Source organism: Pirellulales bacterium (assembly GCA_035656635.1).
GTDB lineage: Bacteria > Planctomycetota > Planctomycetia > Pirellulales > JADZDJ01 > DATJYL01.
Map to the genome: position 1 here is coordinate 1 of DASRSD010000070.1, position 10,770 is coordinate 10,770.

The window sequence follows — 10,770 nt, forward strand, 5'->3', positions numbered from 1 at the left end:
AGCCACCCGGCAGTAAGCTCATCGGTCATTGGCTTGCGTATCGCGCGGGTGCCATGCCCACAGCTCGGTGTGGGCATGAAAGTCCCAGAGAATCCATCCATGGCCACTCAAAGCAGTGGCCATGGCACACTTTCCAATAACGCGTATAGCGGTTCATTCGCTGTTAACACTTTTCTCTGCCGCAGGAATCGGGAACCACAAGCCTTTCGATAGCTGCTCGTGGGTCGAAAGCTTGCCGTTGTAGTTGTAGTTGCCGTTGTAGTTGTAGTTGTAATTGTAATTGTTGTTGCCACCGGCACTCGTGTAATACGGAGCCTGCATGCTCTCTTCTTCAGGCACGGCAGCCTCGCTGGCGGGAAGCCGCGCTTTGTACCATTGCAACATCAACGATGCGCTAGAGCACCACACGCCAGGCGTGTCGAGAGTTAACTGCCCGTTGTAGCTGTTTCGGGACTCCGAAAACTCAGCCGTTTGCAGCGGCGTGGTGGGCTTGGGCAAGCCCGCGGGGTAATATTCAAAATCGATGCCCGAGTACGGATCGGGCGGCAGCACGTCCAAATACTTGCCCACCACCACATCGGAAAGCTGCTCCGGCAGCCGGCCATGATCCAGCCGATACGCTTCCAGTGCCAGAATAATCATCGCGGCCCGGCGTCGGGCTTCAAAATCGACCAGTTCGAGGGCCGCCTGCAAGCCGAGTTCGCCAATGCGGTCCAAATTGGGGATCGTGGTTTTCAGCAACTGGGCCGCCTGCTGCGAAGTGCCGTTATCCCAACCTTGCCAATTGAGGGAGAAGAAAGTTCCCGGCTCGTGAAAATACGGCCCCGGATAAGTCAGCGGCAAATATTTCTCGACCCCGTAATCGCCGAGGGGGCTGGATCGGTGTGCAAAACTATGCGCTGAAATGTTTAAGTCTAATTGCATCTGCATTTCGCTATGAATCTGCTGCATGCGCGACAGATCGTTTTGGGTCATCAAATTCAGCAGCCGCCCGGCCCGCTCCCGTTCCCAGGGCTGCATGGTCCATATAATTTCGCCGGTGTTAGGCAAACGGCCGATATAAAAATCCGGCCAAATATCCCGGTCGCCGCCAATAATTCGCTGTGCCAAGATGTAATCGGTCATCAATTGGCTTTCCAACTGGAAATAAACATTCCGGCTGTCGGGCTGCATCAAGTCAGCGTCGAGTGCTTGCAGCCGGGCAATGGCGGCGCGAATCCGCTCCGTGGTTTGGCCTGCTTGCGCTCCCCACTGCGCGATGCAGTTGAAGACCGATTTCGACAAAGGAACCGTTCGGTACGACATCAGCTTGACGCCGGAAAATTGGCCCACAATATTCAGCGCGTCAAAATAACGGTCCAGTGCGGCATCCATTTTTTTGTCAGATTCCATTTGCCGTCCACTGTATAACAACAGCGCGACAAAGTTGGCCTCATCGGGCGTAAGTCCGGACGATTTTGTTTCGGCCGGATTTACAAAGTGGCAGGTTGGCCGCTGGCTGGCTGCGACCAACGTGTCGACCCAGGCGGAATTCTCTTGCAGCCAGTTTCGTTCCGAACGTGACAGGGGGCCCGTCGCCGTAACCAACGGAGACATCAATGTATTTCCTTCGCTCCCATAAACGGTGGCCTGGCGATACATCTCCGCAGTCTCCAGTCCCTCCGGCGTAATTTGCGCTAGGAATTCGGCGGGCTTAAAGCCGGGCAAATAATCCGGAATTTGATGCACACGAAACCACGGCAACACAACGGCCATCGCCGTAGCCGGAATCAGAACTGCGGCGGCCAATTTCAGCCACGCCCGCGGACGATTATTTTCGCGAACCCAATCGGGCGCCCGCAACCAGGTGGCAAATAACAGAACTACTGGAATGGGCCATACCGACCACCAAAACGGCACTTGCATGCCGTACATCATCACGACCCAAAAACACAGCCCAACGGCCAGCAGCAGGCCGAAAAACCCTGACAGCACGGTGCTGCGAACGAGCATCGAAACAAATTGCCCGGCCGAGTAAACCACGACCATGATGGTGAAGCCCAACAGCAGCGGCGGCAGGTCGGCATCACCGTTGCGGATTTGGTAGCCCCACCAATATCGCTGCACGGTCAGGATCACGACTTGCAGCACAATTCCCAATAGGAGCACGGAGCCAGCCAGCACCGCGATCCAGGAAACTTGCCGGCTGAGCCACACAAAACGCGGCGGCACGTTATGCTCCACAAAAAAACGAAACTGCCGCCGCGACTGATCCGAGAGGAACACAAAGCAGCCCATCAGGGCAGCAAAGATGGTCATGGGAATGAACACGTAGTCGAGATTCCTGGACCGGCCCATATTCCCCCAGAAGGCCTGGCCGATCGACGGCATGCTGAGGATGGCTGTCAGAACCATCAAACCAGCCAGGCTGGCCATCAGCACGCCCGATTGCCGCCAGTGGTGCCACAACAGCCGGGTAAAAATTGGGCCACGGTCACGCTTGGCAAGTAGCAAGGGAAGAATAGCGGCGTTGGAGCTTTGGATTGAGGTTGGAGCTGTTATGCTGCTCCCCCCCACCCTGCCCTCTGCATCTAATGTGGCTACCGCCCTGCGCTCGGTCGCCGCGGCGACCGTGCTCGGTTGCTGGGGAGAGGGTTCAGAAATTCCAGCGATCTTTGCGCTAGCCGCTTGCTTGGCGCGTTTTCGGCCTAGCGTGCCGCCGTGGAGCCAGCGGAGGCCCAAGGCAATATCAACACCCAATAGCACGACTGCCACCAGGGCCGTGGCAGGCGCGGCACGTACATAAGGCCAAAAATCAAAACCTGTTTCGCCAATTTTGTATTGCGAAGCCAAAAAATGGATCACGGCCGAAGAGGCGGTTAGCGCCAATATCACCGCCAACAGCGGACGCTCCAGCAGCAAGGAAAAAAATATGCCCCAGGCCAGCGCTTGCAAGGCCGCCGCGCCAAAGACGACGCGGGCATCCAGAATCTGGGAACTATCTAGCGGCCGGACTTGAATGAACACGGACGACAGCACCCACAGCACCACGTACATGGCCAGCGTGGCCAGAACGATCACCGTCAATTTGCTGACCGTCACTTGCCAGCTCGAAACCGGCGCGGCGCGCAACCATTCGAACGTCCCTTCTTCCTGCTCTCCGGCAAACGCCACGCCGGCGCAACCCACGACAAACAAGGCGGGAAAACCCAGCGCGAAAATAAATACCGGTTCGTGCGCGTATCCAAAGAACAGCGCCACCCACTGCAGGAACAGCGTCAGCAAAACAACGGCTACCCAAAACAGCCGCACGCTGCGGTATTCCTTCCAGCACAAATGCCAGTAGGGAGAGAGATTCATGGGATGGAGACCTCCGCATCGGGAGCGGCACCCTCACCCCGACCCTCTCCCATCAAGGGAGAGGGAGAGGGAGAGGTTTGCAAATAAGCGACGAAAATTTCCTCCAGGCTGGGAGTGCGAATGCGCAGCTCTTCCACGCCCGGCTGCTGGCCGAGGGCGGCTAACTCCGGCTCGCCCAGGCCGCGCACCAGCGCCTGCCACTGATGGCGGTGCCGCCGCGAGCTAAGAATTTTACCGTTGATTTTGGGCAGCGTGTTGACGCTTTCGGCCAAGGTAACACTCAGCTCGCGAATTTGATCTTTCAACGTTTCCAGCCGCTCGACCAGCAGCAGCTTGCCGGAGCGCAAAATGGCCACGGTATCTGCCACGCGCTCCACTTCGCCAATTTGATGGCTGGAAAGCAACACCGTGCGGCCGGCCGCGGCAATATCGACCATGCCTTCCAGAAATTCGCGGCGCACCAGCGTATCGAGGCCGGAGGTAGGCTCGTCGAGAATCAATAATTCCGGCTCGTGAGCCAGCGCCAAGGAGAGCGAAACTTTCGCCCGCATCCCTTTGGAGAGATGTTTGATTTTGCGCTTCAGCGGCAATTGATAACCGGCCGCCAGCTTCAAATAGCGCTCGTAAAAACCGCTGGGATAAAAGCCGGCGGAGAACCAGCCGACTTCGCTGACTTTCATCCACTCGTACAGCGTGGGTCGCTCCGGCACATAGCCCACCCGGCTGCGGACGGCCTGTCCTTGGGTGGTGCTATTGAGGCCCAGCACGGTGGCCGTCCCCCCGTCGGGCGCGGTCAATCCCAACAGAATGCGAATGGCCGTGGTTTTGCCGGCGCCATTTTCGCCCAACAGCGCGCAGACCGTGCCGGGCTCGACATGCAGCGTGACATGATCGAGCGCTGCCTGGGAGCCATACCGTTTGGTGATTTGGTCCAACCGAATGACGGGATTCATGGGGGCGCTCCAACCCCCGGGCAGAGCCCGGGGCTAATGGATTAAAGTAACATGGAAAGTTCTTTTTCGACGAGTTCGCGAAGTTCTTTGGGATTCAGTTTACTTTGCTTGGCTTCGGCAAACACTTGCTTGAGCCGAGTGCGAATGAGTTTGAGGCGTTCGCTGCGGCAGCGCTCGCCGGCGCCGGTGGCCACTTCCAGGCCGGTGCCGCGCACGCTTTGCAGCACGTCGTCATCCTGCAACTGGCGGTAAGCCCGGGCGATGGTGTTGGGATTAATCGCCAACTCGCGGGCCAATTCGCGCACCGACGGAACCAGCTCGCCCGATTTCAAACCCCCGCTGGCCACGGCAAATTTGAGCTGCCGCACGATCTGATCGTAAATGGCCAGGCCGTTATGCGGATCGATGTGGAAGAACATGGCAGCGGAGGGAGCAGGGATTAGAGGGTAGGGAGTAGGGGTTAGAGCCGGGCAATGGATATTTCCGAGGAGCAGCGGGACACCCAACCATGTGTACTACCGTGATAGTACAGTATGGCGAGATGGTGCGACGGTGTCAAGCGAATTTTTGGGATCGTGCAATGTCTTCACGTAGGCCAGTCTCTCCGAGACTGGCTTCCGCGTCTCGGAGAGACGCGGCTATGTGGAAATTTACGTGCGGGCCACAACACGATGGAAGTGCAAGCGGACTTCGCGGGTGACCACACGGCGGACGCCTTCGACAAGGCAATGCGGCTCGTTATCTTCCTGCCCGCGGCGAGTGATTTCGTCCAACTTCATGCCCGGCGGGACGGTGAATGTGGATTGATAGATGATTTGATTGCCGGCATCCAGCTCCGGCACAATGAAATGGCAGGTAGCCCCGTAAGTGAGCATGCGGAACGAGTAGGCATCGCGGTAGGGTTGCATCCCGGGAAAGCTGGGGAGCAGGCCGTGATGCAAATTGACGATGCGACCGCCGGCGTATTTCCAACAGGCGGCCGGCGAAAGAATGCGCATGTACCGGGCCAGGATGATGTAATCGATGTCGTATTGATCGCAGACGACGATGAGTTTTTCGTCGTTGGGATTACCGTTTTCATCGCCCACGCTGTGCCAATCGATGCCGAACTGTTCGGCCACGCTGCGGCAGTTGAGGCGGTTGCCGATCATCACCGCTGCTTCCGCCGGCACGCGGCCATCGCGGATGGCCCGCAACAGGGCCAGCGCGGGTTCGGGCCGATAGGTAGTGCAAATGGCCAAGCGCGGTTTGGCGGGCCGCACTTCGGGGGACCACACGCGGATGGACAAACTCTTCAGTTTTCCAATTTGATCCATCGCCGGACGGAGCGCGGCAAAATGCTTGGCGTCCAATTCCACGCGGCACAGCATGGCGAACAGGCTGGCCTCGTCGTGATCGTACATTTGGATTTCGGCGATGTTCGCCCCCTGCCCCGTCAGATGGTGAATGATGGGATCGGCCAGGCCGGAGTGATCGGGACCGACAGCAGTGATGGTGACTTGCACTGGAAGGGACTAGGGGCTAGGGAGTAGAGAGTAGGGGCGGCAGAGTTGGGCGAAGCGGTCGAATACTTGGCGGCCGAGGGCTTCCATGGAGGGCAGTTTTTCCGGGGTTTGGCTGCGGATGGCGGCAGGGTCGATGTAATTCAGTTCGGCCAACTCTCCGCAATTGCCGGTTTCGCACAGCCAATCGTCAATGATTTTCGACGTGACTTCCATGTGAAATTGTAGCCCATAGGCGGACTTCCCGAAGCGAAACGCTTGATTTTCGCACTGTGGACTGCGGGCCAATTGCACGGCCCCGGCGGGAAGATCGAAGGTATCGCCGTGCCACTGAAAAACGGTGAATTGGGAAGCGGCGGCGCTCCCGGGCTGCGCGTCACCCCTCACCCCCGACCCCTCTCCCGCAAGGGGAGAGGGGAGATTTCCGAACAGCGGATCGGCGGCGGCTGGCGGTAACAATTCGATATCGTACCAGCCGATTTCCTTGATCCGATTGGCGTACACTTTGGCCCCCAGCGATTTCGCCAGCAGTTGCGAACCCAGGCACACGCCCAGCACCGGCAATTCTGCTTGCACGGTCTGTTGCAGCCAACGCACTTCTTCGCCCAGGAACGGGTAGCGATTGGTTTCGTCCACGTTCATCGGCCCGCCCATGACGATGAGGCCCGACAGTTCGCGGGGATTGAACTGCGGCGGTTGGTCGGCGAAGGCGTCGATTATGGTAAACGGCACTTCGCAGCGGCGCAACGCATCGGCAATGGTGCCCAGGCCTTCGTGCGCAACGTGCCGCAGCACCCACACCGGTTTCATCTTGCGAACCTTAAAAAAATGGACGCGTCACTCTCGAATAGCTTAATCGTTGGGGCGTTTCGCTTAAATGGGCTGATCGAGCCGGCCGGCGGGGGATGCGGATCAAACTGGTCAAGCCGCCGGTGCTTTGCTAATCTACCGCCATGATTACGCCCAGAACATTAAAAGGCTTTCGCGATTACCTGCCGGAGCAAATGATTCCGCGCGAACGGATGATTGCCACGGCCCAGCGCGTGTATCGCTCCTACGGCTTCAGCCCCATCGACACGCCGGCCTTGGAATATTTGGAAATTTTGGCGGGCAAGGGAGGCGAAGAAAGCGACAAGCAAATGTACCGCTTTACCGACCACGGCGGCCGGGAGGTGGGCATGCGATTTGATTTGACCGTCCCCTTGGCCCGATTTGCCGCGCAACATTTTGCCGAGTTGGGCACGCCCTTCAAGCGCTACCACATTGCCACGGTGTGGCGCGGCGAAAACACGCAACGAGGCCGGTATCGGGAGTTCATGCAGTGCGATTTCGACACCATCGGCACGCTCTCGGCCGTGGCCGATATTGAAACCGCGCTAGTGATCCACGATTTGCTCCGGGCGATCGGCTTTGAGGAATTCACCATTCACGTGAATAACCGGATGGTGCTCAACGGGCTGTTGGCGAAACTCGGGTTGGCGGAGCGTTCGAAAGCGGTGCTGATTGCGCTGGATAAAGTTCACAAAATCGGCCCGGAAAAAGTGTCCCAGGAAATGATGGCCACTGCCGGCGCCACGCAGGACCAGGCAAACCAACTTTTAAGTTTGGCACAAATTCGTGGAACCAGCGAAGAGGTGCTGTCGCAGTTGGGCCACATGGTCGCCGGCAATGAATTGGGCGAAGCGGGCGTCGGTCGGCTGGCGGAAATCGTTTCGGCGGTGCAGGCGGGTGGCGTGCCGGGATCAAAGTTGGTGATCGATGCGGTCATCGCCCGCGGCCTGGATTATTACACCGGCACGATTTACGAAACGTTTCTCAACGCCCTGCCCGATTTGGGCAGCATTTGCTCCGGCGGGCGATACGACAATTTGGCGGCGTTGTATACCAATCAGCAGTTGCCGGGCATTGGGGCCTCGTTGGGATTAGATCGGCTGCTGGCCGGGATGGAAGAATTGGGAATGCTGCCAAAGGTGGCCACGCCGGCGGAAATTTTCATTCCCTACTTCGATGAGAAACGATTGCACAATTATTTGCGGCTGGCGGCGCAGTTGCGGGCTGCCGGCTTCGGCGTGGAAGTGTTTCCCGAAGCAAAAAAACTGGGCCAGCAGCTCAAATACGCCGACCGCCGCGGCTTTCGGGTGGCTTTGGTCGCCGGCGAAAATGAATTCGCCGCGGGCAACATTCAGATCAAAAATTTGGCCACCACCACCAGCGAAACCGTGCCGCTGACCGACAGCACCGCCGAGCTGATCGCTGCCCTGCGGCGAACGTTGACCACCAGCAACGGTTAATTCCGGCGAGCTTTCAAGTCAGGCAAAGTCTGGGCGCACCCATGCGCCGTGGCCTGTCTCGCTCAATGATGCTCGCTCAATGATGCCTGTCTCGCTCAATGATGCTCGCTCGTTAAATATTGAATACTGGCGAGCTGGAGTACCCGCTGAGGGCGGTGAGCACGGTTTTTTGCACCGTCTTGAAGGTAGCGTCCAGGCTCTTGACGATGGGATCCATTTTCAACGTCAGTTTGAAATCCGAGGAGCAGGAACCGAACTTGTTTCCACCGGTGGCCAATACGTTGCCGGCCTGGGCGCCGCCGCAAATTTTGGCGGAATCTGCGGAACAACTGATGACGCCCAACAGATCGATGCCGGCCCCAGTGTTGACGGACAAGCACTGATCCACGCACACGCCGGCCAGCCCGACGAAATCGGTGCCTTTGCCGGAGCAGAAGCTCATGTCTTTGGCTTTAATTCCGGCCAACAGGGCAATGTTGTTTCCATCACCGGTATCGAAACAAGCGTCGCAGCAAGTTTTCAATCCGGCCACGACCAAGGCGTCGTTGCCGGCGCCGGTGCACACATTGACGCTGTCAGCCTGCAAGCCGGCGATGGCCACGACGTCGTTTCCCGCGCCGGTATCAATACTCAATCCACCGGAAAGGCAGCCCCCCGCCACGCCGATGATGTCGTTGCCTCCCAAAGTCTTGATGGAAATGCAATCGACTCCGCAATACGTGGCCGACTTTTGTCCATTGATTTTGGTGCCGCCCAGGCCGGTCACGCACCAATCGCCGGAGCTGAGCTGATGAACCACCAGTTGATCTCCCTTGGCATCGCCGCAAATCGCTAAATATCCGTTGCAGAGGGTGACGCCCACATTCCCGGCGAGCATCGACCGCGACTCTAAGTTTTCAAATTTCAAATTCTGACGGCTCAACATTGCAGATTTCATGGCTCAACCCTTATGAAAAAAGAAATAAAATAGTGAATATTTTCCGGTAATCTAAACTAAACAGAATGAGTAGTTTATATAGGACGAGTGAAATATGCTAGTGGGAATATGACTGGGACCTAAAGCGCCCTTTTTTCCTGTCATTCCCCGCGTGAAAGCCCTAGCGGAAATCTTCCTAGCCCAGAGTGCTGCCCAGGGTTGGTTCAGTCGCCGGCGGTTGCTGATTGGCCCGCGACAGACTCGTGTTACAATGGCCGGCATGGCCAAGCGCGATAACCATTATGAAGCGGCATTCGAGGAGTTTTTGCGCTGCCATCACATTCCTTATGTGGCCGTCGACGAGAAAAAGCGGGCCCTGTTGGGAAATGCGTCGTTGAAAAGCCTCGATTTCATCATCTCCACGCCGCGGGGAGCTTCGTGGCTGGTCGACGTGAAAGGGCGCCGCTTTCCGGCCGGCGAGCAAAAGCAATATTGGAAGAATTGGTCGACCCAGGACGATGTCCGCAGTCTCACGGCCTGGCAAAGTTTGTTCGGCCCGTCGTTCAGCGGACTGTTTGTGTTCGCCTACGAAGTGGTCGGCGATCGCGCGCCGGTCCCCGCCGCGAAGCTATTTGAAAGGAGCGGCCGGCTGTATGGCTTCGTGGGCATCACGTTGTCCGATTATGCAGTTCGCGCCCATCGCATCTCGGCGGCCTGGGACACGCTGGCTATGCCCACCCGTGAATTTCGTTCGGCCGCCGCTCCCGTGGAGGAGTTTTTTTGTCCCGCCGATCCGCCGCCGATGGCCCCGGAGCCGGCTGTTTCCTTTTTCTCGGCGTGGTAGAATGACGCTGGCTGAATGCCAGCCGCAAATTTTGATTACACCTGCTGTCTCGCCGTTGGCCCACTCCCATGCATAGTGCATTCTTTCAATTTGTTTGCCGCCAGTGGGCGTTGCCGGCGGCGTTGATCGCCTCCGCAACCGCCTTGCTGCCGAAAACCGCTCTCGCCGATACCGCCAATGCCCTTAACGGCCCGCATGGCGACACGGTGCCGGCGCTGGTGGTCATTCTCTGCTTGGCGCTGGCGTTGATTATTGTGGTCCGCTCCTCCGGCCGGCACACGGAGTCGAAGCTGGAAAAATACGACGAAGAATAGCCCGCGGACCGGCCGCCCTGCAGAGCAGCAGAGTTAAGTTTTGGGATTGGGCGAGTTTAATTTCATTCAGGTGGCCGTGATCACGGGCACCGCCGAGCAGAGGCAAAAGTAGCCGCAAATAAACGCGAATCAACGCAAATGGCCTGAGATTGTGGTCGTCACCTAATTTGGCCGCTCAGCGATGTAGCGACGGCTGTCCTCAGCCGTTTTTGTTCGAGAAAACCGCCGGCGTCTAGGGACAGACGCCGCTACATTTCTTCAAATTAGGCGACGACCGAGATTGTCCCCTTCCGATTCTCATGCGCGTTCATTTGCGTTCATTCGCGGCCCTTTTCTGAATTGGTCATTAAGGAATTCTGGCATTGCGGGCGACAGTCGACGAAAATATTTTTCGGGCTACAATAGAACGCTTTCGGGCGGTTAGCTCAGTTGGTTAGAGCACAAGCTCGACAAGCTTGGGGTCACAGGTTCGAGTCCTGTACCGCCCATTAACGCCTGCCAATCACGTCGATTCCGTAGTCGCCGGCCAATCGCCCTACCAACTGGCGTCAGAGCTCTTCCGGAACGGATGACGAAACAGGAATTGGGGCTGGGCGCGGGCGCAAATAACT

Annotated in this window: 9 protein-coding genes and 1 tRNA gene; 4 read left to right on the top strand and 6 right to left on the bottom strand. The window is 57.8% G+C overall.

Features of this window, described 5'->3' with window-relative positions; all coding sequences use genetic code 11:
- Positions 1 to 153 precede the first annotated feature (153 nt).
- The 5 genes from VFE46_06220 to VFE46_06240 form a co-directional block, all read right to left on the bottom strand.
- A complete protein-coding gene (locus VFE46_06220; protein HZZ27587.1) occupies positions 154 to 3,339 on the bottom strand; it encodes a hypothetical protein in 3,186 nt (1,061 codons plus the stop codon).
- On the bottom strand, positions 3,336 to 4,292 hold the full coding sequence (locus tag VFE46_06225) for an ABC transporter ATP-binding protein (GenBank protein HZZ27588.1): 957 nt from the start codon (positions 4,290 to 4,292) through the stop codon (positions 3,336 to 3,338). Before VFE46_06225 ends, VFE46_06220 begins: the two co-directional genes overlap by 4 nt.
- Positions 4,293 to 4,333: 41 nt before the next feature.
- Positions 4,334 to 4,711 carry a GntR family transcriptional regulator gene (locus VFE46_06230; protein HZZ27589.1) on the bottom strand — a complete coding sequence of 126 codons (378 nt, stop codon included), beginning with the start codon at positions 4,709 to 4,711 and terminating at the stop codon, positions 4,334 to 4,336.
- A 231-nt stretch (positions 4,712 to 4,942) separates the two neighbouring features.
- Positions 4,943 to 5,797, bottom strand: coding sequence for a formyltransferase family protein (locus tag VFE46_06235; GenBank protein HZZ27590.1), 855 nt, complete (start codon positions 5,795 to 5,797; stop codon positions 4,943 to 4,945).
- Between the two features lie 9 nt (positions 5,798 to 5,806).
- Positions 5,807 to 6,604 carry a hypothetical protein gene (locus tag VFE46_06240; GenBank protein HZZ27591.1) on the bottom strand — a complete coding sequence of 266 codons (798 nt, stop codon included), beginning with the start codon at positions 6,602 to 6,604 and terminating at the stop codon, positions 5,807 to 5,809.
- A gap of 143 nt (positions 6,605 to 6,747) precedes the next feature.
- Here VFE46_06240 and hisS point away from each other — a divergent pair, with 143 nt between their 5' ends.
- A complete protein-coding gene (gene hisS, locus VFE46_06245) occupies positions 6,748 to 8,085 on the top strand; it encodes a histidine--tRNA ligase (protein HZZ27592.1) in 1,338 nt (445 codons plus the stop codon).
- 112 nt (positions 8,086 to 8,197) lie between these two features.
- On the opposite strand, the gene VFE46_06250 is transcribed toward hisS, so the two are convergent.
- Positions 8,198 to 9,022: a hypothetical protein gene (locus VFE46_06250; GenBank protein HZZ27593.1), complete on the bottom strand. Its 825-nt coding sequence runs from the start codon at positions 9,020 to 9,022 to the stop codon at positions 8,198 to 8,200.
- 259 nt (positions 9,023 to 9,281) lie between these two features.
- Here VFE46_06250 and VFE46_06255 point away from each other — a divergent pair, with 259 nt between their 5' ends.
- The 3 genes from VFE46_06255 (at position 9,282) to VFE46_06265 (ending at position 10,647) form a co-directional block, all read left to right on the top strand.
- A complete protein-coding gene (locus tag VFE46_06255) occupies positions 9,282 to 9,845 on the top strand; it encodes an HYExAFE family protein (GenBank protein HZZ27594.1) in 564 nt (187 codons plus the stop codon).
- A gap of 68 nt (positions 9,846 to 9,913) precedes the next feature.
- Positions 9,914 to 10,159: a hypothetical protein gene (locus VFE46_06260; GenBank protein ID HZZ27595.1), complete on the top strand. Its 246-nt coding sequence runs from the start codon at positions 9,914 to 9,916 to the stop codon at positions 10,157 to 10,159.
- A 414-nt stretch (positions 10,160 to 10,573) separates the two neighbouring features.
- Positions 10,574 to 10,647, top strand: a tRNA-Val gene (locus VFE46_06265).
- The last annotated feature ends 123 nt before the right edge of the window (positions 10,648 to 10,770 follow it).